This window comes from Mycobacterium sp. G7A2 (assembly GCF_041902445.1).
Taxonomy (GTDB): Bacteria; Actinomycetota; Actinomycetes; order Mycobacteriales; family Mycobacteriaceae; genus Mycobacterium.
On the sequence record NZ_CP169251.1, the window covers coordinates 2475659 to 2500066 of the forward strand.

At 69.0% G+C, this 24408-nt stretch carries 22 protein-coding genes; 11 read left to right on the forward strand and 11 right to left on the reverse strand.

The genetic code is table 11. The features are described from left to right. Positions 1 to 11 precede the first annotated feature (11 nt). Both ACEWX3_RS11955 and sucB read right to left on the reverse strand, forming a co-directional pair. On the reverse strand, positions 12 to 923 hold the full coding sequence (locus ACEWX3_RS11955; protein WP_374159509.1) for a TIGR01777 family oxidoreductase: 912 nt from the start codon (positions 921 to 923) through the stop codon (positions 12 to 14). 12 nt (positions 924 to 935) lie between these two features. Beyond that, positions 936 to 2750 (reverse strand): 2-oxoglutarate dehydrogenase, E2 component, dihydrolipoamide succinyltransferase, encoded by a 1815-nt coding sequence (gene sucB, locus ACEWX3_RS11960; RefSeq protein ID WP_207066697.1) that lies wholly within the window; start codon positions 2748 to 2750, stop codon positions 936 to 938. Between the two features lie 161 nt (positions 2751 to 2911). Between sucB and ACEWX3_RS11965 the strand changes: the two genes are divergently transcribed. Both ACEWX3_RS11965 and ACEWX3_RS11970 read left to right on the forward strand, forming a co-directional pair. Next, the gene (locus tag ACEWX3_RS11965; protein WP_374159510.1) at positions 2912 to 3265 is read left to right on the forward strand and encodes an oxidoreductase; all 354 of its coding nucleotides are present in this window, start codon (positions 2912 to 2914) and stop codon (positions 3263 to 3265) included. 9 nt (positions 3266 to 3274) lie between these two features. Next, positions 3275 to 4888, forward strand: coding sequence for an SDR family oxidoreductase (locus ACEWX3_RS11970; RefSeq protein ID WP_374159511.1), 1614 nt, complete (start codon positions 3275 to 3277; stop codon positions 4886 to 4888). Here ACEWX3_RS11970 and ACEWX3_RS11975 read toward each other — a convergent pair whose 3' ends face one another. Next, positions 4889 to 6418, reverse strand: coding sequence for a leucyl aminopeptidase (locus tag ACEWX3_RS11975; protein ID WP_374159512.1), 1530 nt, complete (start codon positions 6416 to 6418; stop codon positions 4889 to 4891). 40 nt (positions 6419 to 6458) lie between these two features. On the opposite strand from ACEWX3_RS11975, the gene gcvT reads away from it, so the two are divergent. Together gcvT and ACEWX3_RS11985 are read left to right on the forward strand one after the other, a co-directional pair. Then, on the forward strand, positions 6459 to 7568 hold the full coding sequence (gene gcvT, locus ACEWX3_RS11980; protein ID WP_207066693.1) for a glycine cleavage system aminomethyltransferase GcvT: 1110 nt from the start codon (positions 6459 to 6461) through the stop codon (positions 7566 to 7568). A gap of 58 nt (positions 7569 to 7626) precedes the next feature. Next, positions 7627 to 8730 carry a branched-chain amino acid aminotransferase gene (locus tag ACEWX3_RS11985; protein ID WP_152517656.1) on the forward strand — a complete coding sequence of 368 codons (1104 nt, stop codon included), beginning with the start codon at positions 7627 to 7629 and terminating at the stop codon, positions 8728 to 8730. 9 nt (positions 8731 to 8739) lie between these two features. On the opposite strand, the gene ACEWX3_RS11990 is transcribed toward ACEWX3_RS11985, so the two are convergent. From ACEWX3_RS11990 to ACEWX3_RS12000, 3 genes are read right to left on the reverse strand one after another with little or no spacing between them, the layout of a single operon-like run. Beyond that, entirely contained in the window at positions 8740 to 9477 is a 738-nt protein-coding gene (locus ACEWX3_RS11990; RefSeq protein WP_207066692.1) for an adenosylcobinamide-GDP ribazoletransferase, read from the reverse strand. Positions 9478 to 9480: 3 nt separating this feature from the next. Further along, positions 9481 to 10536, reverse strand: coding sequence for a nicotinate-nucleotide--dimethylbenzimidazole phosphoribosyltransferase (gene cobT / locus ACEWX3_RS11995; RefSeq protein WP_374159513.1), 1056 nt, complete (start codon positions 10534 to 10536; stop codon positions 9481 to 9483). Between the two features lie 7 nt (positions 10537 to 10543). Next, entirely contained in the window at positions 10544 to 11242 is a 699-nt protein-coding gene (locus ACEWX3_RS12000; protein WP_207066690.1) for a DUF3043 domain-containing protein, read from the reverse strand. A gap of 86 nt (positions 11243 to 11328) precedes the next feature. Between ACEWX3_RS12000 and ACEWX3_RS12005 the strand changes: the two genes are divergently transcribed. After that, positions 11329 to 12414, forward strand: a complete 1086-nt coding sequence (locus tag ACEWX3_RS12005; protein ID WP_374159514.1) for a glycerate kinase — start codon at positions 11329 to 11331, stop codon at positions 12412 to 12414. 111 nt (positions 12415 to 12525) lie between these two features. After that, a complete protein-coding gene (locus tag ACEWX3_RS12010; RefSeq protein WP_152517652.1) occupies positions 12526 to 12915 on the forward strand; it encodes an iron-sulfur cluster assembly accessory protein in 390 nt (129 codons plus the stop codon). A gap of 19 nt (positions 12916 to 12934) precedes the next feature. Here ACEWX3_RS12010 and ACEWX3_RS12015 read toward each other — a convergent pair whose 3' ends face one another. Beyond that, a complete protein-coding gene (locus ACEWX3_RS12015) occupies positions 12935 to 13609 on the reverse strand; it encodes a hypothetical protein (RefSeq protein ID WP_374159515.1) in 675 nt (224 codons plus the stop codon). 155 nt (positions 13610 to 13764) lie between these two features. Between ACEWX3_RS12015 and ACEWX3_RS12020 the strand changes: the two genes are divergently transcribed. Beyond that, complete coding sequence (locus tag ACEWX3_RS12020) at positions 13765 to 14736, forward strand: carbohydrate kinase family protein (RefSeq protein ID WP_374159516.1); 972 nt, start codon at positions 13765 to 13767, stop codon at positions 14734 to 14736. Here ACEWX3_RS12020 and asnB read toward each other — a convergent pair. Next, on the reverse strand, positions 14733 to 16691 hold the full coding sequence (gene asnB, locus ACEWX3_RS12025; RefSeq protein ID WP_207066687.1) for an asparagine synthase (glutamine-hydrolyzing): 1959 nt from the start codon (positions 16689 to 16691) through the stop codon (positions 14733 to 14735). The genes ACEWX3_RS12020 and asnB overlap by 4 nt on opposite strands. A gap of 119 nt (positions 16692 to 16810) precedes the next feature. Here asnB and ACEWX3_RS12030 point away from each other — a divergent pair, with 119 nt between their 5' ends. From ACEWX3_RS12030 to ACEWX3_RS12045, 4 genes are all read left to right on the forward strand, one after another. After that, positions 16811 to 17926 carry a cytochrome c oxidase subunit II gene (locus ACEWX3_RS12030; RefSeq protein ID WP_374159843.1) on the forward strand — a complete coding sequence of 372 codons (1116 nt, stop codon included), beginning with the start codon at positions 16811 to 16813 and terminating at the stop codon, positions 17924 to 17926. Positions 17927 to 17935: 9 nt separating this feature from the next. Further along, positions 17936 to 18355, forward strand: a complete 420-nt coding sequence (locus tag ACEWX3_RS12035; protein ID WP_207066686.1) for a cytochrome c oxidase subunit 4 — start codon at positions 17936 to 17938, stop codon at positions 18353 to 18355. 178 nt (positions 18356 to 18533) lie between these two features. Then, positions 18534 to 19421 (forward strand): MmpS family transport accessory protein, encoded by an 888-nt coding sequence (locus ACEWX3_RS12040; RefSeq protein ID WP_221358665.1) that lies wholly within the window; start codon positions 18534 to 18536, stop codon positions 19419 to 19421. A gap of 15 nt (positions 19422 to 19436) precedes the next feature. Next, positions 19437 to 20123, forward strand: coding sequence for a DUF2561 family protein (locus ACEWX3_RS12045; protein WP_374159517.1), 687 nt, complete (start codon positions 19437 to 19439; stop codon positions 20121 to 20123). Between the two features lie 493 nt (positions 20124 to 20616). Here the strand turns inward: ACEWX3_RS12045 and ACEWX3_RS12050 are convergent, their stop codons facing one another. The 3 genes from ACEWX3_RS12050 to ACEWX3_RS12060 are packed head-to-tail and all read right to left on the reverse strand — an operon-like array spanning position 20617 to position 24358. Continuing rightward, entirely contained in the window at positions 20617 to 22317 is a 1701-nt protein-coding gene (locus ACEWX3_RS12050; RefSeq protein ID WP_207066824.1) for a cytochrome bc complex cytochrome b subunit, read from the reverse strand. Continuing rightward, positions 22314 to 23525 (reverse strand): ubiquinol-cytochrome c reductase iron-sulfur subunit, encoded by a 1212-nt coding sequence (locus ACEWX3_RS12055; protein ID WP_207066825.1) that lies wholly within the window; start codon positions 23523 to 23525, stop codon positions 22314 to 22316. Before ACEWX3_RS12055 ends, ACEWX3_RS12050 begins: the two co-directional genes overlap by 4 nt. Further along, positions 23522 to 24358 carry a c-type cytochrome gene (locus ACEWX3_RS12060; RefSeq protein ID WP_163676535.1) on the reverse strand — a complete coding sequence of 279 codons (837 nt, stop codon included), beginning with the start codon at positions 24356 to 24358 and terminating at the stop codon, positions 23522 to 23524. The genes ACEWX3_RS12055 and ACEWX3_RS12060 overlap by 4 nt, the downstream gene beginning before the upstream one ends. Positions 24359 to 24408: the final 50 nt, after the last annotated feature.

Genomic DNA, 24408 nt, shown 5'->3' on the forward strand with positions numbered 1-24408 from the left:
GGTACTCCCGCTCACGTGCGGGTGGGTGCCGTCGCGAATGCCAGCGCCTCACCGATCGTGTTGTGGTGGAAGCGGAAACCGGCCCGCTCGAGAGCGGTCGGGATGGCGCGCTGCCCGCCGAGCAACCCTTCGTCGGCGAACTCGCCGAGCACCGTGCGCAACGCGAAGCCGGGCACCATCAGGGCGGTGGGACGGTTGACGGTGCGTCCGAGGGCGGTGGTGAACTCCGCGTTGGTGACCGGAGCTGGGCCGGTGAAGTTCACCGGACCAGCCAGCTCGTCGTGCCCGATCGCGAACAGCAGAGCCCGGATCTGGTCTTCGAGACTGATCCAGGACAGATATTGCCGACCGTTGCCCAGACGCGCCCCCAGGCCCAGCGAGAACAGCGGTTTGAGCCGTCCCAGCATCCCGCCCGACGGCGCCATCACCAGCCCGGTGCGGGTTTGCACCACCCGCGCTCCGTGCTGTGCGGCCGGCGCGGTGGCGTCCTCCCAGTCCACCGTGAGCCGGGCCAGAAAGTTGCTGCCCGGCGGTGCGGACTCGTCGACCGGTGTCGCCCCCGTGTCCCCGTAGTAGCCGACGGCGCTGGCGTTGACGAGCACCGGGACGCCGGCGTCGGCGACAGCGCGCGCGAGCACCTCGGTGGGTCCGATGCGGCTGTCCCGCAGGCTCTGCTTGAACGCGCCCGACCAGCGTTTCTGGGCGACGTTCACGCCGCACAGGTTCACCACCGCGTCCACACCGCGCAGCGCGCCGGCGTCGAACTCACCGGTGTCGGGATTCCACGACACCTCGTCGCCGTTGGCCGGCGCCCGCCGCACGATGCGCAGCACCCGGTGGTCGGTGGCGCGCAACGCGTAGACCAGCGCCGTGCCGATCAGACCTGAAGAGCCGGCGACCGCGATGACCGAGTCAGGGGGCATCGACACCGTCGTCTACAACCCGAGATCGGCCTCGAAGGCACCCTCTTCCAGCCGGCGCTTGATCGTGGTCACGAAGCGGCCGGCGTCGGCGCCGTCGATCAGACGGTGGTCGTAGGTCAGCGGCAGATAGCACACCGAACGCACGCCGATCGACTCGTTGCCGAAGTCGTCGACGATCACCCGCGGCCGCTTGACGATGGCCCCCGTGCCCAGCATGGCCGCCTGCGGCGGAACCAGGATCGGAGTGTCGAACAGCGCGCCCTGGCTGCCGATGTTGGTGATCGTGAACGTGCCGCCCGACAACTCGTCGGGCTTGAGGTCACCGGACCGCGCGCGTCCGGCGATGTCGGAGATCGCCCGGGCCAGCCCACCGAGCGACAGGTCGCCGGCGTTCTTGATGACCGGGGAGAGCAGACCCTGCTCGGTGTCGACGGCGAAGCCCAGGTGCTCGGCGTCGTAGTAGGTGATCTCCTTGGCCTCTTCGTTGTAGCTGGCGTTGACGTTCGGGTGGATCTTCAACGCGTCGATCACCGCCCGGGCGATGAACGGCAGGTAGGTCAGGTTCACGCCTTCGCGCTCGGCGAACTTGGCCTTCGCCTTGGCCCGCAGCGCCACGATCTTGGTCATGTCGACCTCGTGGGTCTGCGTCAGCTGTGCGGTGGCCTGCAGCGACTCGCGGGTCTTCTTGGCCGTGATCTGACGGATCCGGTTGGCCTTCTGCGTGGTTCCCCGCAGATGCGCCAACGCCGGCGAGGGCTCCGCGGGGGCCGGCGCGGCCTTCGCTGGTGCTGCCGCGGCGGGCTCGGATTCCGGTGCCGCCGACTTCTTCTCGTCGGCGGCGGCCAGGACGTCCTGTTTGCGGATCCGGCCGCCCACACCGGTGCCCTTGACCGTCGACAGGTCGACGCCGTTCTCGCTGGCGAGCTTGCGCACCAGCGGTGTCACGTACGGCGACGAGTCACCCGACGACTCCTTCGCTGCAGCCGGCTTCGATTCGGGCTTCGGCTCGGGCTTGGGCTCGGGTTTCGATTCCGGCTTGGGCTCGGATTTCGGTTCGGGTGCCTTCTCCTTGGCCGGCTCGGGCTCGGGCTCCGGTTCTGGTTCGGGCTCGGGCTCCGGTTCTGGTTCGGGTTCGGGCTCCGGTTCGCTGTCGCCGGTGTCCGCGCCTTGCTCGCCGATCTTGGCCAGCTCGCCGCCCACCTCCACGGTGTCGTCTTCCTCGGCCGTGATGGACAGCAGCGTGCCCCCGACAGGCGAGGGGATCTCGGTGTCGACCTTGTCGGTGGACACCTCGACCAGCGGCTCGTCCACCTCGACGCTGTCGCCGACCTTCTTCAGCCACCGCGTCACAGTGCCCTCGGTGACGGACTCACCCAACTCGGGCATCAGCACCGGCGTCGACGAACCCCCGGAGCCCGACGATCCGCCCGACGACTTGGCCGCAGCCTCGGGTTCGGGCTCGCTGTCCTCGTCCCCGCTGTCCTCGTCCCCGTTGTCCTCGGACTCGGCAGCATCGGCGCTGTCGTCCGAGTCGTCCGAGTCTGCTGAGTCATCCGAGTCGGCTGAGTCATCGGAGTCATCGCTGTCATCGGCGTCGCCGATCACCGCCAGCTCGCCACCGACCTCGACGGTGTCGTCCTCCTGGGCGATGATCTTCTTCAGCACACCGCCCGCCGGCGAAGGGATTTCGGTGTCGACCTTGTCGGTCGACACCTCCAGCAGTGGCTCATCCTCCTCGACCGTGTCTCCCTCCTGCTTCAGCCAGCGGGTGACTGTCCCCTCGGTGACGCTCTCACCGAGTGCGGGCATCTGAACGGAGATGGCCATATTGTCGTGGCTCCCTTGCACGGTCGGACGCGGGTAACTGCACTGCGCTTCCCATCCTGTCACGTCTGCCGCAACGTTTCGCCGTGGACCGGCTTACTGGCCGCTCTGGCACTATCGAAAGAGGAGTCGTCCAGCTCGAGCCGGAGAGGAGCACGCGCAAGGTGGGACTGTTCGACAGGTTTCGCCGTGGGCGCGGGGGACGCACGGCCACCAGCGATCGGGCCGCTGATCTGCGTTACCTGCAGCAGTGGGTGGCCGAGCACAAGGGCGTGGAGGCATTCGTGGAGCCCAAGACCACGGTCACCGAGGTGACCGTGGTGCTCGTGGCTGCCGACGGTGAATGGACGCGGCGCCGCGCCGGCGGCCAATCGGGCGCGCGCAAGCTGTCGGACCGGCTCAAGATTCCGGTCTACGACGTGCAGAAGGTCGGCTACCCGCAGCGCATGCGTGACTACGACGCGCGGCAGCGGATCCTGCGCAAGCGCGCCGCCCGGGAGGAGCTCGGCGACCGGTAGGGTCCGCTCGTGGTCGTCAACAGCGAGGGACTGCACATCGCCGTGTTCGAGGAAGGCCGCATCGACGGACCCACGGTCCTGCTGGTCAGCGGTCACCCCGACACCCACACGGTCTGGGATCCGGTGGTCGCGCATCTGCAGGACCGGTTCCGCATCGTCCGCTACGACCCACGCGGTGCCGGTGACTCGTCGGTGCCGTCGGGCACCGCCGCCTACCGGCTCGCTCGGCTCGCCGACGACTTCGCCGCGGTGCTCGCCGCGATCTCGGTCGACTCCGACGTTCACGTCGTCGCCCACGGCTGGGGCTCGAGCGCGGTGTGGGAGCACCTGACCGGACCTCGCGGCGGGACGTCGGTGGCATCGTTCACCTCGGTGGCCGGCACCGACCTGACGCATCTGCGCCGGTACCTGGTGGACTCGCTGCGCCACCCGCACCGGCCGAGACGATTCCTGCGCGGTGCTGCCCAGCTCGGCCGACTGGCAGCGGCGGCGCCCCGGCTGCTGTCGGACAAGCAGTACCGGGCCAACGTCCGCGGCGACGGCGCCGGCGGTGACCTCGACGTCGACGTCCCGGTCCAGCTCATCGTCGCCACCGCCGACGAGTACCTCGGTCCGCACGTCTACGACGACATGGCGGCCCGAGTGACGCAGCTGTGGCGGCGCGACGTCAAGGCCGGCCGTGACATCGTGTCGTCGCACCCACAGGTGCTGGCCCGTGCGGTCGCCCAGTTCGTCGAACATCTCCGGGGCGCCCCCGCCGCGCGGGAGCTGCGTCGCGCCCAGGTCGGTCGAGCTCGAAACGCCTTCACCGACAACTTGGTGGCGGTGACCGGCGCCGGCAGCGGAATCGGCCGCGAAACCGCGCTGGCGTTCGCGCGTGCCGGCGCCGACGTCGTGATCAGCGACATCGACCAGCAAGGTCTGGCCGAAACCGCGCGGCGAGTGGCCGCCGAGGGCGCCGAGGCCCACAGCTACCGCCTCGACGTGGCCGATGCGGCGGCGGTGGAGGCGTTCGCGGCGCAGGTGTGCGCCACACACGGCGTGCCCGACGTGGTGGTCAACAACGCCGGGGTGGGCCACGCCGGCTTCTTCCTCGACACGCCCGCCGAGGAGTTCGACCGGGTCATGGACATCAACTTCGGTGGCGTCGTCAACGGTTGTCGCGCGTTCGCCCCCCGGCTGGTGGAGCGGGGGATTGGCGGGCACATCGTCAACGTCGCCTCGATGGCCTCCTACACGCCGGTCAACGTCATGAACGCCTACTGCACCTCCAAGGCCGCGGTGTTCATGTTCTCGGACTGCCTACGCGCCGAACTCGACGCCGCCGGGGTGGGGCTGACCACGATCTGCCCGGGCGTCATCGGCACCAACATCGTCGAGACCACGCGATTCTCGCTGCCGCAGGCCCGCCTCGGCGAGGTGGACACGGTGCGCGGCCGCGCACGGCGCGGGTTCTCGGTGCGCCGGTACGGTCCGGAGAAAGTGGCCGCCGCGATCGTCGATGCGGTGGTGCGGAAGCAGGCGGTGCGCCCGGTGACGTTCGAGGCGTACGCCGTCTACGGCGTCTCCCACGCACTGCCGCAGGTCATGCGCAGCACGGCGCGGGGCGGAAACATCCTGTAGTCAGCCGTTACGGGCGATGTCCTCGAGCACCGCGAACATCGTCCGGGTCGGCACCCCGGTGCCGCCCTTCGGCGTGTAGCCCCACGGGCCCCCGGAGTTGTAGGCCGGCGCGGCGATGTCGATGTGCGCCCACTGGACACCGTCGCTGACGAACTCGCGCAGGTAGGTTCCCGCCACCAGCATGCCGGCGAAGCGGGACCCGCTGACGTTGGCCAGGTCGGCCACCGTCGATTTCAGGTCGTCCTTCAACTCCTCGGGAAGCGGCATCGCCCAGCCGTTCTCGCCGACGGACTGCGAGATCTCGGCCACCCGGTCGCGGAACTCGTCGCTGCCCATCACCCCCGGCGTCCGAGCGCCCAGCGCCACGGTCTGCGCACCGGTCAACGTCGACGTCTCGATGAGGTAGTCCGGCTCGTCCTCGCATGCGCGCACGATCGCGTCGGCCAGGATCAACCGGCCCTCGGCGTCGGTGTTGAGCACCTCCACCGTGATACCGCCGTACTGGGTCAGCACGTCACCGGGTCGCTGCGCGGTCGACGACGGCATGTTCTCGGCCATCGGCACCGTCGCGACGACGTCGATCGGCAGCTTCTGCTGGGCGGCCAGCACCACGGTCGCGATCACCGCGGCCGCCCCGCCCATGTCGGAGGTCATGTGGTGCATGTTGGCCGCCGGCTTGATCGAGATGCCTCCGGTGTCGAACGTGACACCCTTGCCCACCAGAGCCACCGACTTGCTGTTCTTGGTCTTGGCGCCGCGATGGCTCAACCGGACCAGGCGGGGCGGACGGGACGATCCTTTGCCGACCCCGATGATTCCGCCGTACCCCTCCTTGGCCAGCGTCTTGTCATCGAGCACCTCGACGTCGAGACCCGCTGCGTCACCCAATGCCTTTGCGCGCTTGGCGAATTCGGCCGGGAAGAGATGGCTGGGCGGGGTGTTGACGAAATCGCGGGCAGTGGCGACCGCGGTGGCGATCGCGGCCGCCCGGGCGGCGATGTCCTTGGTCGCGGCCCGGGTGTCGGGGGTCAGCACGCTGATCTTGCGCACCCCGGCGTCGCGGGGCGCGGTCTTGTCGCTGCGGAAGGCGGTGAACCGGTAGGCGCCCAGGATCAACCCCTCGATCGACGCCTCCAGCTCGATGTCCGACAGCGTGGTGATGACCGTCTCCACCCCGGAGAGCGAGCGCGCGGCCGCGCCGGCGGCCCGCCGGATCGTCTCGGCGGGCCACTGGTCGCGCCCGCGGCCCAACCCGACCGCGAGCACACTGTCCACGGGCAGGGACGGCACCACGATCCGGGTCAACTGCTCGGCCCCACCCTTGGCTCCCAGCGCCTTGAGGGCCACCTCGATCTCACCGACCGCCTCGGCGTCCAGGTACGGATTCGCCACCACGGTGGCCGGTCCGTCGTCGTCACCGCTGAGGATCGGAACGATCAGAACCGACGAGGCGACCTTGCGCTTGGGCAGCGTGCTAGCGACGGCGACGGTGGGGGACGGGTAACCGGATGACGCGCTGACGGGGCTCACGGGAACTCACCCTAGCCACTGGCTACTAGTCTGGTTCGGCGTGAGCGACAACCTGTTGGCCGGACCCCTGGAGAACCGACACCGCGAGCTCGGCGCGAGCTTCGCCGAATTCGGCGGCTGGCTGATGCCGGTGTCCTACGCCGGCACCGTCGCCGAGCACACCGCCACCCGCACCGCGGTGGGCCTATTCGACGTCAGCCACCTCGGCAAGGCGCTGGTCAAGGGTCCCGGCGCGGCCGAATACGTCAACTCCGCGCTTACCAACGACCTCCGCCGGATCGGGCCGGGAAAGGCTCAGTACACGTTGTGTTGCACCGAGTCCGGCGGCGTCATCGACGACCTGATCGCCTACTACGTCTCCGACGACGAGATCTTCCTGGTGCCCAACGCGGCCAACACGGCCAGCGTCGTCGCCGCACTGCAGGACCACGCCCCCGACGGGGTGACGGTCACCGACGAGCACCGCTCCCGTGCCGTGCTGGCCGTCCAGGGCCCGAAGTCCGGTGACGTCGTCGGCGGGCTCGGGCTGCCCACCGACATGGACTACATGGGGTATGCGGACGCGACATTTCACGGCGTCGACGTGCGGGTGTGCCGCACCGGATACACCGGGGAGCACGGCTATGAGTTGCTGCCGACCTGGGACCAGGCCGCGGTGGTGTTCGATGCGCTCGTCGACGCCGTCGGTGCGGCCGGCGGTCAGCTCGCCGGGCTGGGCGCCCGCGACACGTTGCGCACCGAGATGGGCTATCCGTTGCACGGCCACGAGCTGTCGTTGGACATCACCCCGGTGCAGGCCCGCTGCGGCTGGGCGGTCGGCTGGAAGAAGGACCGCTTCTGGGGACGCGACGCGCTGCTGGCCGAGAAAGAGGCCGGCCCACGGCGCACGCTGCGGGGACTCAAGGCGGTGGGCCGCGGCGTGCTGCGGGGAGACCTCGCGGTGCTCGCGTCGGCGCAGGACGGCGCCGCCCGGATCGGGACCACCACGTCGGGAACCTTCTCGCCGTCACTGAAGGTCGGCATCGCGCTCGCGCTGATCGACACCGGCGCCGGCATCGAGGACGGCGCCCACGTCGCGGTCGACGTGCGTGGCCGCCTCATCGAATGCGAAGTGGTCAAACCGCCGTTCGTGGACACCCGCACCCGGTAGCCGGGCGGGGCGAACGGAGCCTGAAAACCGCTAGCCAGCCGGTTATACAATCGCTTTCATGACTGAAGGCCTCGGGTTCACCGTCGATCGCAACGCGACTCCGGCGACCGACGGGGTACGCGGTGAGATTCTGGCGAACCCGGGGTTCGGCAGGTTCCACACCGACCACATGGTCTCGATCGACTACACCGACGGCCGCGGCTGGCACGACGCGCGCGTGCTTCCCTACGGGCCCATCGAGCTGGACCCGTCGGCGATCGTCCTGCACTACGCGCAGGAGGTCTTCGAGGGATTGAAGGCCTACCGCTGGGCCGACGGATCGATCGTCTCGTTCCGGCCGGAGGCCAACGCCGCCCGGCTGCGCACCTCGTCACGGCGGCTGGCCATCCCCGAGCTGCCGGAGGAGTTGTTCATCGAGTCGCTGCGGCAACTGATCGCCGTCGACGACAGCTGGGTGCCGCCCGCCGGTGGTGAGGAATCGCTGTATCTGCGGCCGTTCATCTTCGCCACCGAGCCCGGACTCGGCGTGCGCCCCGCCAACGAATACCGCTACCTGGTGATCGGCTCCCCGGCCGGTGCCTACTTCCCCCGCGGTATCAAGCCGGTCAGCGTGTGGCTGTCCCACGAGTACGTGCGGGCATCCCCGGGTGGCACCGGCGCGGCCAAGTTCGGCGGTAACTACGCCGCATCGCTGCTGGCGCAGGCCGAGGCCGCCGCGCACGGATGCGACCAGGTCGTGTGGCTGGATGCCATCGAACGCCGCTACGTCGAGGAGATGGGCGGGATGAACCTGTTCTTCGTGTTCGGCAGCGGCGGTACGGCTCGCCTGGTGACCCCGGAGCTGTCCGGCTCGCTGTTGCCCGGTATCACGCGGGATTCGTTGCTGCAGTTGGCGACCGACGCCGGCTTCACCGTCGAGGAACGCAAGATCGACGTCGACGAATGGCAGAAGAAGGCCGCGGCGGGCGAGATCACCGAGGTGTTCGCGTGCGGCACCGCGGCCGTCATCACGCCGGTCTCGCACGTCAAGCACACCGAGGGTGAATTCACCATCGCCGACGGCGAACCAGGCGAGATCACGATGGCGCTGCGTGACACGCTGACCGGAATCCAGCGCGGCACCTTCGCCGACACCCATGGCTGGATGGCGCGGCTCAACTGAGCCGACAGCTCAGTTGACGCAGATCGCCATCCCCACCGCTGCCACGGTGGTGGTCAGCTCCGTCGCGGCGCCCAGCACGTCGCCGGTGATGCCGCCGAAGCGCCGCACGCAGTGCGCCACCAGCGCGACACTGCACGCCAGTGCCACGACCACGGCGGCCGGACCCTGCCACGGCCGGTCGGCGGCGATCACCGCCACGGCGATGATCGCGGCGGTCCATCCTCCCGCCACCCACCCCGGCTGCGAACCGGCCACCAACGCGCCCAAGGTGCTGCCGGCCGCCGCGGGCACCGAGCGGCGGCACGCGGCGACGGCGGCCACCCGGCCGGCGGTCACGGCCACGAGGACCGCAAGCGGGCCGGCCTGCGCGAACGCCAGTGCCTGCACCAGCAGCGTCGCAGTCACCGCGGCGGCGCCGAACGGCCCTGCCGAGCCGTCGCGCATCACCGCCAGCGCGCGTTCGGCGGGTCCGTAGCAGCCCAACGCGTCCACAGTGTCGGACAGCCCGTCGATGTGCAGACCACGAGTGACCAACAGCAGCGTCACCACCGTCAACGCGCCGGCCAGTGCGCTGCCGGCGCCGAACGCCCACTCACCGGCCCACAGCACGCCCGCGGCGGCACCACCCACGACCAGTCCGGTCACCGGCAGCGCGGTCATCACCCCGCGGCCGGCGTGCGCGGTGCGCGATGCCGGTGTCGGCAGCACCGTCGCGAACGCGAAAGCCCCTGCCAGCGAACGGATCACCAACTAGTCCTCAGAGCTTCGCCCGGCGACCCCGGCTTCGCTGAAGGTGGCCATCGAGGCGAGGGTCGCGACCGCCGCGCGCAGCACCGGCAGCGCCACCAACGCGCCGGAGCCCTCACCGAGGCGCATACCGAGGTCGACGATCGGGTCGAGCTCGAGATTCCGAAGCGCTAGCGAATGGACCGGTTCGGTGGAGCGATGCCCGGCCTGCCACCACTGCCGCGCACCCGGGGCCAGCCGCTCGGCGGCCAGTGCCGCCGCGGTGACCACCGCGCCGTCGAGCAGCACCGGGGTGCGCCGCACCGCGGCCTGCGCGCAGAAACCGGTCATCGCCGCCAGATCGGCGCCACCGCAGATACGCAGCAGCGCAATGGGATCGGCCGAGAGGCGCCGGGTCCTGTACAGCCCGTCACGAATCGCCGCGGTCTTGCGGGCCCAGCCCGCGTCGTCGATGCCGGTACCGCGGCCGACCACTTCCACGGGTTCGGTGTCGGTCAGTGCGGCCACCAGCGTGGTCGCCGCGGTGGTGTTGCCGATACCCATGTCCCCGGCGATCAGCAGATCGGCACCGGCGTCGACTTCCTCGTCGGCGATCCGGCGTCCCGCCTCGATCGCGCCGACCACCTCATCAGGGGTCAGGGCGTCCTCGACGGCGATGTTGCCGCTCGACCGCCGGATCTTGTGTCTGCCGATCTCCTCGGACAGCGGCTCCGGAGTGTCGACGGCGATGTCGACGACGCGCACGCCGGCGCCTGCCACCTCGGCGAGCGCGTTCACCGCGGCGCCGCCGGCGACGAAGTTCGCCATCATCGCCGCCGTGACCTCGGGAGGATAGGCCGACACCCCGGCCGCGGTCACGCCATGGTCACCGGCGAAGACCACCACCCGGGCCCGCTGGAACTGCTGCGGTGGACACTGCGACTGGCATGCCGACACCCATATCGACAACTCTTCGAGACGCCCCAACGAACCTGTCGGTTTGGTCAGGGTCGCCTGGCGCGCGGACGCGGCAGAGGCGGCGTCCGGATCGGGGTCCGGAACAGCCGGAAAGTAGCCCACCGACAGGTCAGCCGACGCTGGCGCCGCGCTCGACCTGCGGGCGGGGGGCGCGCATGCGGCGCAACTGCGACGCACGGCTGGCGGCGTAGAACCCGAGCTTCCACCCGGTCTCGGTGTTGTCCGGGAACTTCTCGTCCACCATCCGGTTGACCTTGCGGCCCAGCACGAAACCGTCGATCACCATGACGAACACCAACACCAGCATCGCCGGCGAGAGCAGCTGCTGGACCTGTACCGACGGCACCGCCAACATGACGAAGATCAGCCCGAGCGCCGAGGGCATGAACAGCCCCAGCAGATTGCGCCGCGCGTCGACCACATCGCGCACGTAGCGCCGCACCGGGCCTTTGTCACGGGGCAGCAGATACGCGTCCTCACCGGCCATCATGCGCTCGCGGCGCTCGGACATCTCGGAGCGGCGGGCGGCCTTCTCGACCTTGCGCTCCTCGCGGGAGAGCTTCGGGCCCCGCAGTTCCTTGCGGCGCCGACGCGCTTCGGCCGACGTCATGGGCGCCGGGGCCACGGGACCGCGTCTGCGGGACGCCTCGTTGCGTTTGGGCGTCGGGCGGCCTTTCGGCGCGGTGCCCGGCCGCGTGTCGCGGGCGGCGGACGTCGCGTCGACGTCGAGCGAGGACCCCTGCTTGCGCGAGTCGTCCGCGCCTCCCGCGCCCTCGGAGTCATCCTTGTTTCGGCCCAGCAGCTTCACAGGTCCCAGGTTACTTCTCGCACCACCGCCTCAGCATCCCCGTCCCGGCAGTGCGGCGGCCGCGGGGACGCCATAGTCTGCCCTGGGTGACCGCCCGCGCGCCTGACACCGAACCGCTGACCGTGCTCATCGCCCCGGACTGTTTCGGCGACAGCCTGACCGCGGTGCAGGCGGCGCAGTCCATCGCCGCGGGGTGGCGCCGCTGCCGCCCGGATGACCGTCTGATCCTGGCGCCGCAGTCCGACGGCGGACCCGGCTTCGTCGAAGTCCTGGCCAGCCGCCTCGGCGGGGTTCGCACCGACACCGTGAGCGGTCCGCTGACCGGCGACGTCGAGGCGCAGTGGGTGCTCGACGAGTCCGGTCCGGTGACCGCTTACATCGAGTGCGCTCAGGCCTGCGGACTCGCGCTGCTCGGCGGACCCCCGACGCCGGACACCGCGGTGGCCGCCCACACCCGTGGGGTGGGGCAGCTGATCGCCGCCGCCCGTGACGCGGGCGCCGGTCGCATCGTCGTCGGCCTGGGCGGCAGCGGCAGCACCGACGGCGGACGCGGAACGATCGATGCGCTCGGCGGCCTCACCGCCGCCCGGGACCTGCTCGACGGTGTCGAACTGATCGTCGCCAGCGACGTCGAGCACCCCCTGCTGGGACCGATGGGTGCGGCGGCGGTCTTCGGTCCGCAGAAGGGCGCCGACCCCGACACCGTCGCGGCCCTGGAGGAGCGGCTGACGAGCTGGTCCGACGAGTTGAATGCGCTGGCCGGGCGCACCGTCAGCGATGACCCGGGCGCGGGCGCCGCAGGTGGGCTCGGCGCGGCGCTCATCGCGCTGGGCGGCCGTCGCGAATCCGGCGCGGCGATCATCGCCGAGCACACCGGCCTGGCCGCCGACATCGCGGAGGCGAGCGTGGTCATCACCGGGGAAGGTCGCTTCGACGACCAGTCGCTGCACGGAAAGGTCGTCAGCGCGCTGGCCGCCGGCGCCGCCGCCCGTGACATCCCGGTGCTGGTGCTGGCCGGCCAGGTCACGCTCGACGAGGCCGCGCTGCGGAAGGCGGGGATCTCGGCGGCATTCTCGCTCACCGACCACGCCGGCTCGGTGCAGCGCGCAATCGACGATGCGGCCAACCAGCTGACCAGCCTGGCCGCCGCCGTCGCCGATCGGCATCACTGACCCACCCACCGCCATCGATGGGGAATACCGGGCGGACAAGGTACCGTTGACGGAGTGGCCCCACTCGAGGCGTGACGGGGTCCACCCACGTACATCCACACAGGAGTTTTCATGACTGTCCAGAACGATTCGGCTGTTCAGACAGGTAGCCAAGAGGGCACAGCCACCGACGCCCAGCACGGCGTGATCCTGACGGATGCCGCAGCGGCCAAGGCCAAGGCGCTGCTGGACCAGGAGGGCCGCGACGACCTCGCGCTGCGCATCGCCGTGCAGCCGGGTGGGTGCGCCGGCCTGCGCTACAACCTGTTCTTCGACGACCGCACCCTCGACGGCGACCTGACCGTCGAATTCGGCGGCGTCGCGCTGACCGTCGACCGGATGAGCGCCCCGTACGTATCGGGCGCCTCCATCGACTTCGTCGACACCATCGAGAAGCAGGGCTTCACGATCGACAATCCGAACGCCACCGGGTCGTGCGCCTGCGGCGATTCGTTCAACTGAGCGGTCTGTCGCTCCGGGCTCAGTACTGCCCCGCGGTGCGCGGCAGGTAGGAACACACCAGAACCTCGCCGTCCACGGACAGCAGCTGGGCCACGGCCTGTTCCTCGCCGTCCCGTGCGGGGTTGCGCGCTGATCCGCTGGCGGGGGACACCCGCATCGTGAACAGCACCTGCGCCTGGGTCGGTGAAGACTGCACCATCTGGTCGATCGAGACCACCTCGGCACTGCTGTACTGCTTGCGGAAGGCGTCGCTGGTCAAACCGGCCAGCGCGAGGTCGGAACGGCGCTCCTTCACCGCGTCGTACAAGCCGCACAGCGTGTGCCGGGCGACGGTTTGCTCGTCGCCGTTCGACAGTGCGTCGAGATAGTCCTGGATGGCGGCTCGTGCCGACGCGTCGGTCAATGCTCCGGTCGCCGTCCGCTCGTCACCGCCGCCGGACAGAGCCACCCCGACGATCAACCCCCCCACCAGAAGCACTGCCAGAGTCACCAGGCCGCCGATGAGCCACCGACGGCCGCGCCGCGGGTAGTTCACGGGCGGCGGCAGCGTCCCCGGATACGTCGCGCCGATGCCGGCGTCCGGGTAGGGCTGTGTAACCGGCGGATACGGTGGAGGTCCGTACGGCTGATTCGGCTGATTGAGCGGTGGGCCGACCGGTCCGGTGCCGTAAGGGGGCGGGTACGGACCAGTCATAGAGGCACTCCCGGGGGGATCGGCGGAACCCTGCGGCATCTACAGTGGCCAGGCAGGCAGCTACATGCAGGTTAGCGCACCTGGCGGTGCGGCCCGCCGCCCACGGCGGGGCCGACAGTAGGGTGAAACACGATTCTCGGAGAAGGGTGAACTGCGTGACCATTGCGGTGACCGGATCAATTGCGACCGACCATCTGATGCGATTCCCGGGTCGGTTCTCGGAACAGCTTCTGGCTGACCACCTGCAGAAGGTGTCACTGAGCTTTCTGGTCGACGACCTGGTCATGCACCGTGGCGGCGTGGCCGGCAACATGGCATTCGCCATCGGCGTCCTGGGTGGGGACGTGGCTCTGGTCGGCGCGGCGGGCACCGACTTCGACGACTACCGGCAGTGGCTCACCGCGCACGGGGTGAACTGCGACCACGTCCTGATCTCCGAGTCCGCCTACACCGCGCGGTTCGTCTGCACCACCGACGAAGCCATGGCCCAGATCGCGTCGTTCTACCCGGGGGCGATGTCCGAGGCCCGCAACATCAAGCTGGGCGACATGGTCAACGGCTCGGGCGCCCCGGATCTGGTGATCGTCGGCGCCAACGATCCGGAAGCGATGTTCCTGCACACCGAGGAGTGCCGCAAGCTGGGTCTGGCCTTCGCCGCGGACCCGTCGCAGCAGCTTGCCCGGCTGTCCAAGGACGAGATCCGCCGGCTCATCGACGGCGCGACCTACCTGTTCACCAACGACTACGAGTGGGATCTGCTGCTGCAGAAGTCCGAGTGGTCCGAGGCCGAGGTGATGAGCCAGATCGAGATGCGCATCACCACCCTGGGGGAGAAGGGCGTCGACATCGTCGGCGACGGCACCTTCGTGCACGTCGACGTGGTGCCCGAAACCCACAAGGAGGATCCCACCGGAATCGGGGACGCCTTCCGGGCCGGCTTCCTGACCGGGCGCAGCGCGGGCCTGAGCCTGGAGAGGTCGGCACAGCTCGCCTCGATGGTGGCCACGTTGGTGCTCGAGGCCCCCGGACCGCAGGAATGGACGTGGGACAGCGAGGCAGCCGTGCGCCGCCTCACCGACGCCTACGGCGCAGAGGCCGGCCAGGAGATAGCCCAGGCGCTCGCTTAGAGCTGCACCGGGTAATCCGGCCGGCTGATCTGCGGGGTGACGCTGCCCTCGACGAAGATCGCGTGCCACAGCATGAAGATCAGCACCGTCCACAGCCGTCGGCTGTGATCGCTGACGCCGGTTCGGTGTTCGTCGAGCAATGTGCGCACCGCGGACAGGCTGATCAGGTCTCCCGCCCCTGACGAGGTGACCATCGCCTGCGCCCAGTCCAGCAGCTCACCCGAGCGCAGCCAGTGCCGGATCGGTACCGGGAAGCCGAGCTTGGGGCGATTGAGGACGTGGGCGGGCACGATCGGCTCCAGCGCCCGGCGCAGCGCGTACTTCGTCGTGGCGCGGGTGATCTTCTGGTCGTAGGGCAATCGGGAAGCCACCGCGAACACCTCGGGGTCGAGGAACGGCACCCGCAGTTCCAGCGAGTTGGCCATCGTCATCTTGTCGGCCTTGACCAGGATGTCGCCGCGCAACCAGGTGAACAGGTCGATGTGCTGCATCCGCGCCACCGGGTCCCAGCCCTGCGACTGCGCGTACAGCGGTGCCGTGACGTCGGTGTGCACCCAGTCTTCGCGGAACCGCGGCAACACCGCACGCAGCTGGGCGTCGGAGAAGCTGCGCGCGTTGCCGTAATAGCGCTCCTCCAGTGTCAGCGAGCCGCGATGCAGAAGGCTCTTGCCGCGCATCCCGTCGGGCAGGGGAGTGGCCATCTTGCCGACCGATCTGCGCACGCCCTTGGGCAGGAAATCGAACGGTTTCAGCGATAACGGCTCGCGGTAGATCGTGTAGCCGCCGAACAGTTCGTCGGCGCCCTCGCCGGACAGCACCACTTTGACGTGTTTACGGGCCTCGCGGGCGATGAAGTACAGCGGTACCAACGCGGGGTCGGCAACGGGCTCGTCCAGATACCAGACGATCTCGGGCAGCGCGGCGACGAACTCGGCCTGGCTGACCACTTTGGTCACGTGCCGGGCGCCGATGGCCTCGGCCGAGGCCACCGCCACGTCGACCTCCGAGAACCCCTCCCGTTCGAAGCCCGTGGTGAACGTGATCAGCCGTGGGTTGTGTCGCATGGCAAGCGCGGCGATCGCCGTGGAATCGATGCCACCGGACAGGAACGCCCCCACGGTCACGTCCGCGCGCATGTGCTTGGCCACCGAGTCTTCCAACACGGCGGTGATCTCGTCGTACCGGTGCTGTGCGTCGTCGCGGGAGCCCGACGCAACCGGCACGGCCGAGAAGCGCGGGGTGAAGTACCGCGTCACCTCGGGTTCGCCGCCGGCGCGGATCCGCGCACAGCTGCCCGATTCGAGCCGCCGGATGCCGCGATGCAGCGTCTCGGGCTCGGGTACGTACTGCAACACGGTGTAGTGCTGCACGGCGCGCTCGTCGATGCCCAGGTCGACGCCGAGTCGCCCGATCTTCTCGCAGACCTCGACCAGACACTTCTTCTCGCTGCCCACCACGGTGCCGCCGGGGCCGCTGGCCATGAACATCGGTTTGATCCCGAACGGGTCCCGCGCGCAGAACAACTCCTGCTCGACGCTGTCCCACAGCGCGAACGCGAACATGCCGCGCAGCTTGCCCAGCGCGTCAGCGCCCCAGTGGTGGTAGGCCGCCACGATCGCCTCGCCGTCACCGTCGGTGGCGAACTCCGCGCCGTACTCGTCGCGCAGCGCTTGACGCAGCTCGAGGTAGTTGTAGATCTCGCCGTTGAACACCAGCACGTAGCGGTCGGGCGCCTCAGGGGGGCCCCAGCGCAGCGGCTGGTGGGAATGGGCGATGTCGATGATCGAGAGCCTGTTGAAGCCCAAAACAACCCGCGCGTCGTCACTCCAGGTGCCCGGCTCGTCAGGACCGCGGTGGCGCATCAAGGCGGTGGCGCCGGAAACCGCGTCGACAGTCGAGGGGGACGGGAGAGAGTCAGCGCCGGGATCTGTCACCAAAGCCAGCAGACCGCACACCGCGCCAGTATGCCTAACCCCGTCGATCCGCCTGGTATCGGCACTCGCCGCAGCGCCCACACCACGTCAATCCCCGGTCGCTTCGGTGTCCTGCGGCGCGGTGGTCTACGCTGCGTAGTATTCAAGTGCAGCCGTGGGACCGCCCGACGGTCCACCGACTTCTAGGAGGCGCCAACGTGTCCGCTCGCGGCCTTAAGTTGGTGGCATTGTCCCTGCTCCTGGGGGGGACAGCGGTCGTCGTCAGCGGATGCAGCTGGTCCGAGGTGCTCGGCATGGGCTGGCCCAACGGCATCACCCCCGAGGCGCACCTGAACCGGGAGCTGTGGATCGGCTCGCTGATCGCGGCTCTGGTGGTCGGTGTCATCGTCTACATCCTGTTGTTCTGGACGACGGCGTTCCACCGCAAGAAAAAGGACGACACGGAGCTGCCCCGCCAGTTCGGCTACAACATGCCGCTGGAGCTGACGCTGACCGTCATTCCGTTCCTGATCATCTCCGTGCTCTTCTACTTCACGGTGGTCGTGCAGGAACGGATGCTCGACAAGCAGCCCGACCCCGAGGTCGTCATCGATGTCACCGCGTTCCAGTGGAACTGGAAATTCGGCTATCAGAGCGTGAACTTCGCCGACGGGACGCTCACCTACGACGGTGCCGAGCCCGACCGCCGCACGCTGATGGCGTCCGGACCCGAAGGCGTCAACGCCGAGCCCGAGGGCGAAGGCGGCCACGGCGGCGAGGAGTACGGCACCATCGCGGGCAAGAACCCCGAAGACCGGACCTACCTGAACTTCGACGAGGTCGAAACCATCGGTACGTCCAACGAGGTTCCGATCCTGGTTCTTCCGGTCGGCAAGCGCATCGAGTTCCAGCTGGCCTCGGCCGATGTGATCCACGGCTTCTGGGTGCCGGAGTTCCTGTTCAAGCGCGACGTACTGCCCAACCCGGCGGAGAACAACTCCGACAACATCTTCCAGATCAGCGAGATCTACGACACGGGCGCATTCGTGGGCCGCTGCACGGAGATGTGCGGCACCTATCACTCGATGATGAACTTCGAGGTCCGGGTGGTCGAACCCAACGACTTCAAGGCCTACCTCGATCAGCGCAGGGCCGGCGCCACCAATGCCGAAGCGCTGCAGGCCATCAACCAGCCTCCGCTGGCCACCACCACCGAACCGTTCGACACCCGGCGCGGTGAGCTCGCGCCGGGGGCACCGCAGGCGACAGGCAGGTAGGGGCACCGCATGCACATCGAAGCCAGGTTGTTCGAATTCCTCACCGCGTTCTTCGCGTTGGCCTCCGTGGTGTACGGGGTGCTGACCGCGATGTACGCCCAGGGTGGCATCGAATGGGCGGGTACGACCGCCCTGGTGCTCACCACGGGCCTGAGCCTCATCGTCGGCACGTTCTTCCGGTTCGTCGCCCGCCGGTTGGACACCCGGCCCGAGGACTACGAGGACGCCGAGATCGCCGACGGTGCCGGTGAGCTCGGCTTCTACCCGCCGCACAGCTGGTGGCCGTTGATGATCGCGCTGTCAGCGTCGATCACCGCGGTCGGGATGGCGATGTGGTTGCCGTGGCTGATCGTCGCGGGCGTGTGCTTCGTCCTGGCCACGGTCAGCGGCTTGGTGTTCGAGTACCACATGGGACCCGAAAAGCACTGACCCGCTCGGGCGTTGCGCCATGCGTCGGAAGACAAGGTCACAATCCGGGCATGACTTCGTCGGCCGACCGCCCCGAGTCGCTCGTCGCCGTGCCGCCGTTCGGTAGTGTTGCCGGGGCGCCGTGAGCCGTGGACGGCCACCACCGGCGCCGGAGAACAGGCGAGAAGGAAAAGCGAAGATGAGCGGGCCGAATCCTCCCGGGCGGGACTCTGGCAGCTCGGATCTCCCAGGTGAGGAGCCGGGTGGCCAGCCCTCCGGGGACGAACCAACTCGAGACGGCGCCGGTACCGACAACCCCGACACCGGCCAGACTGACATCTACTCACGGGCCTACTCGGCTCCGGAATCCGAGCAGTTCGTCAGCGCTCCGTATGTTCCCGCCGACGCCTCGCTCTACGACTACGACGCCTACGAAGCCGGTTCCGACCTGGGGGAGCCGCCACCACCGCCGCGGTGGCCCTGGGTGGTCGGTGTGGTGGCGATCGTCGCGGCGGTGGCGCTCGTGGTGTCCGTGTCGGTGCTGGTGACCCGCACCGACACCGACACTCTGGCCACCCCCGAGACCACCACCAGCGCGCCCCCGCCCGTGCAGGACGAGATCACCACCACGACACCTCCGCCTCCGCCCCCGCCGCCCCCGACGACCGAAGAGCCGCCACCGCCTCCACCGCCGGAGACGGTGACGGTGACCGAGCCGCCCCCGCCTCCGCCACCTCCGCCGGCCACCGAGGCGCCCCCGCCGCCGCCGGAAACGTCGGAGGCACCCCCTCCGCCGCCACCGCCGACACCGGCCGCACCGCGCCAGGTGACCTACTCGGTGACCGGCACCAAGGCTCCCGGCGACATCATCACCGTGACCTACATCGACGCGTCGGGGCGTAGCCGCACCCAACGCAACGTCTACATCCCGTGGTCTCTGACGGTCACCCCGATCTCGCAGTCCGAGGTCGGCTCCGTCCAGGCCTCGAGTCTTTTCCTGGTCAGCAAGCTGAATTGCTCGATCACGACCAGCGACGGAACAGTGCTGTCCTCGAATACGAACAACGCCGCCCAGACCAGTTGCTAGGTGACCACACAGCCCATGACATATCTTCCTGACAGCGCCGACCAATCCCGCTCGGGTCTCGACTTCGCCACACTCGACCGGACCGACCGCATCCTGCTCGGCAGCTGTGCGGTGGTCTGGCTGGCGGCGCTCGGTGCCGGGGTGGCCGCGACGGTGGCCCTCGTCGATCTGACGCACGGCCAGGCCGACACCGGCGATTCGGGCACCCCGTGGTTCCTCTACACGGTGATCGGAGTGTCCGCGGCGGTGATCATCGCCGCGGTGCCGTTGCTGCTGCGCGCGCGGCGCAGCTCGGGGGAGAGCAGCGAGGAGACGCCACCGGAGCCGCCCGAGGCCACCGACGAGCGGCCAGCGAGTCAGCGACCCGTCGGGGGCGCGGACGCGCCGACAGAGAAGCTCAGGGCCGCGACGCCGACCGCGGAGGCCAGCGGCCCCCCGCCGCGGCTGCAGCGGACCGCAGAGCCGAGTTCGGTGTCTCCGGCCGTCGACCAGGTGTTCCTGCGGTTCGGGGTGGCCATGCTGACCGCGATGGGTGTGGCCACATTGCTGACCGGCATCGCGACCTACCTGATGGCCGTCGAGACCGAGACGATCGCGTGGGTGCTCTACGGTCTGGCCGGAGTCGTCACCGTGGGGATGGGTGCGGTCATGTGGTATTTCCTGCGCGAGCTCGCCACCCACACCCCCAGCGCCACCGACTGACCGCCGACGACTGAGCTGTTTCGGCGTTCGCCGCAGCGCCGGCTGCGTACACGAACAGCGCCGGCTCGTTACACGAACGGCGTCGGCCGCCCGCTGCCGCAGCGCGGCCCCACATCGTTGTCGACGATCCCGGCCTTCGCCGCTGCGGGCCATCGCAACGGAGAGGTCTGCAGGCCGCTGTCGGCTCTCCAGCAACTGGGCCGACGGCGTCCTGTGAACACTGGGCCCCAGGACCTACTGGACCCGCCCAGCGCACACCTGGGCCGCCGCACACCTGGACCGCCGGGGCACACCTGACCCGCCGGCGCACACCTGGACCGCCGGGGCACAACTGCGACGGATTTTTCCGCGAACAACAGGGCGCCACGAAACACCGGGCACGACGAACGGCTGAGCCCTTCACATGACTGGGGCCCTTCTATGACTGGGCCCTTCACATGACTGGGCCGTCCCAGCCTGGCGGCAGGGACGGCCCAGTGCGTTCGTGCGGAAACTACTCGTGGTGGCCGTTCGACGAGCCATTGGAGTGCCCGTTGGACGACCCGTTGGAGTGGCCGTTCGACGAGCCGTTGCCCACGCTGGTGCGCTCCTGATGTTCGCGCAGCGCGGTGATGGCCCGACGCTCGGCGGCGTGAGCCGCCTCGGTGAGCGCCTCGTGCTCGGAGAGCGGGTCGCCGCGCAAGAAGCTTCCCGTCCCCGGGGCCCCACTGGATCCCAGCTTGTTCATCCGCTTGGGCAGAGCCGCGCCCTGGTACTCCAGCGGAATCGCGTGCCCGTGCTCGTCGACCGGGCCGAGCGGCTGATGCAACTCGACATAGGCGCCGTGCGGCAGCCGCTTGATGATGCCCGTCTCGATACCGTGCTCGAGCACCTCGCGGTCGCTGCGCTGCAGCCCCACCGCCCAGCGATAGGTCACCAGGTACACGATCGCGGGCAGCAGCACCATGCCGATTCGGCCGATCCACGTCGTCGCGTTCAACGAGATGTGGAACTTCAGCGCGATGATGTCGTTCATGCAGGCGAACGTCAGCAGAATGTAGAACGAGATCGCCGCCGCGCCGACCGCGGTGCGGGTCGGAGCGTCACGCGGACGCTGCAACAGGTTGTGGTGGGCGTCGTCACCGGAGAACTTCTTCTCCAGGAACGGGTAGGCGATCAGCAGGGCGAAGATCAGGCCCATACCGACAGCCACCCAGACACCCTGCGGGATGGTGTGTCCGAAGAAGTAGAACTCCCACGCCGGCCACAGCCGGATCAGACCATCGGTCCACATCATGTAGAAGTCGGGCTGGCTGCCCGCCGACACCTGGGAAGGGTTGTAGGGTCCCAGGTTCCAGATCGGGTTGATCTGCAGCAGGCCACCCATCAGGCCCAGGATGCCCACCGTGACGGCGAAGAACGCGCCGGACTTGACTGCGAACACCGGCATGACCCGCACGCCGACCACGTTGGTCTCGGTGCGGCCGGGGCCGGGGAACTGGGTGTGCTTCTGGAACCAGACCAGGGCCAGGTGCACACCGATGAGCGCCAGGATGATGCCCGGGATCAACAGGATGTGCAGCGCGTACAGGCGCGGAATGATGATGTCGCCGGGGAAGTCGCCGCCGAACAGCGCCCAGTGCATCCAGGTGCCGACCAGCGGGATTCCCATCGTGATGCCCGACAGTGCGGCGCGGAGACCGGTGCCCGACAGCAGGTCGTCGGGCAGCGAGTAGCCGAAGAAACCCTCGAACATCGCCAGGATCAGCAGCAACGATCCGATCACCCAGTTGGCTTCGCGGGGGCGCCGGAAGGCTCCGGTGAAGAAGATGCGGGCCAGGTGCACCATGATCGAGGCGGCGAACAGCAGTGCCGCCCAGTGGTGGACCTGTCGGACGAACAGGCCGCCGCGAATCTCGAAGCTGATGTCCAGCGCGGTTTCGTACGCCCGGGACATACCGACACCGCGCAATGGCTGATAGACGCCGTCATAGGTGACGTGTGCCATCGACGGGTCGAAGAACAGCGTCAACCACACGCCGGTGAGCAGCAGCACGAGAAAGCTGTACAGCGCGATCTCACCGAGCAGGAACGACCAGTGCGTCGGGAAGACCTTGTTCAGCTGACGGCGGACCGCGGCGGACGGGTGGTAGCGCGAGTCGATCGCGTCACCCTGCTTGGCGGCGATCTCTGCAGGGCTTGGACGTGGGCTCATGATGTGCGCTCCCAGAATGCCGGTCCGACGGGTTCGATGAAGTCGCCGTTGGCGACCAAGTATCCGTCCTGGTCAATCGTGATCGGCAGCTGGGCCAGGGCACGCGCCGCCGGCCCGAAGATCGGCTTCGCGAACTCCAGTGCGTCGAACTGCGACTGATGGCAGGGGCAGAGGATGCGGTAGGTCTGCTGTTCGTACAGCGAGGACGGGCAGCCCAGATGCGAGCACACCTTCGTGTACGCGAACAGCTCGCCGAAGTTGAAGCTCTCCTGGCCCTTGCGCTTGATGACGCGCTTCATGTCGGCCGCCCGGATGCGGATCAGCATGACCGGGTTGCGCACGCCCATCGCGATATCGAACAGATGGTGCTCGGACTCCACCGTGGTGCCGTCACCGTCGGATTCGCGCCACGGAAACACCGTCTCCATGCCGCCGGCGTCGATGTCCTCGGGTCGCATCTTGACGTAGGGGGAGTCGCCCGGGCGCCCGGTGGCGCGCGCCAGATAGATCGTTTCGCCCTCGAAGCGGGGAGTCCAGCCCGAAGTCCAGAGCACCGCCTTCATTCCCTCGGCGGTCGGGACCACCGGCTTCCACGGATTCTTGATCAGCCCGCCGATGAAGGCGACCAGCGTGCCCACCCCGAACGCGCCCAGGCCGATGCCCAGCGACAAGCCGATGACCTTGCGCCGCTTGATCGTCGACCCGTCCAGGGCGTTGCCGAGGTTGGCCGCGACGGTCTTGCGGTGCAGCTCGGGGGAGCGGCCGTCGTGGCGCTCCTGAATGGAGATCTCCTCGGGGATGAACTTCTTCTGGTACATCACCGCGCCGATGCCGATCGCCAGGATCGACAGGCCGAACGTCAGACCGTAGAGCGGGGTCGCGAGCGTGTAGAGGAACTCGCCCGGCTCACCGAAGGCCTTGTACTCCCACGGCCAGAACAAGAAGACCAGCAGCAGCGCCAACCCGGCGACGCCGCCCAGCATCAGCCAGGCCGCCACGCCGCGTTCGGCGCGCTTCTCGGCCTTCGTGCCGGGAACCGGCCAGCGCGGCTCTTTGTAGACGGTCTCGACCCCGTCGAGTCGGCCACCCAACTCGACGAGCTGCTCCTGGGTCATCTCGGCCAATTCGGCATCGGTCGGTTGACCGGGAGCGCCTTTCTGGCCCGGGGTGTCGGAGCCTTTGAGATCGTCGTCGCTGTTGTCGCTCATGCGCGGGCTCCGATCCAGAGAGCGGCGGCGATGACGGCCACCATTCCAACGATCCACGCGACCATGCCCTCGGAGGTCGGGCCGAAGCCACCCAGGCCGAGGCCGCCGGGAGTCGGCGTCTGGGCCGACTCGCGGACGTAGCGCACGATGTCACGCTTTTCTTCGGGTGTGAGCTGGCGGTCGGAGAACTTCGGCATGTTCTGCGGACCGGTCAGCATCGCGGTGTAGATCTGTGCGGGATTCGCGCCGCCCAGATCCGGTGCGTACTTACCGGAGGACAGCGCGCCGCCCTTGCCGGTGAAGTTGTGGCACGAGGCGCAGTTCAGCCGGAACAGGTCACCACCACGGGCGATGTCGTTGCCCAGCAGCGATTCCTGGGCGATCTGGCCGTTCTCGTCGCGCGGGACCACCGGGCCGCCGCCGTTGGCCTGGATGTAGGCGCCCAGTGCGTCGGTCTGCTCCGCGTCGAATTGCGCCGGCTTCTGCGGGGCCTGAGCCTCGCCGCGCATGGCGGGCATACGACCGGTGGAGACCTGGAAGTACACCGCCGCCTCGCCGACCCCGATGAGGCTCGGCCCGCGGTCGGCGACACCTTGCAGGTTGATGCCGTGGCAGGTCACGCAGGAGGTCTCGTAGAGCTGCTGGCCGGTGCGCAGCATCGCCGAGGCCGACTCGTCGGCAACAGCTACCTGTGGCGCGGGCGTGAGCGTGGCGGCCAGACCGCCGGCGACGCCCAGACCGATCGCCAGCAGCAGCGCGCCCGACAGGCGCCGGCGCAGACGACGCCGCCTGACCGACACCGGCTGGTCGGCGGAGGGTGCCTTCTTCGGCATGGAACCCCTTCTCTTCGGACTCATCGGACTCATCGGAGAGATCTCGTCAT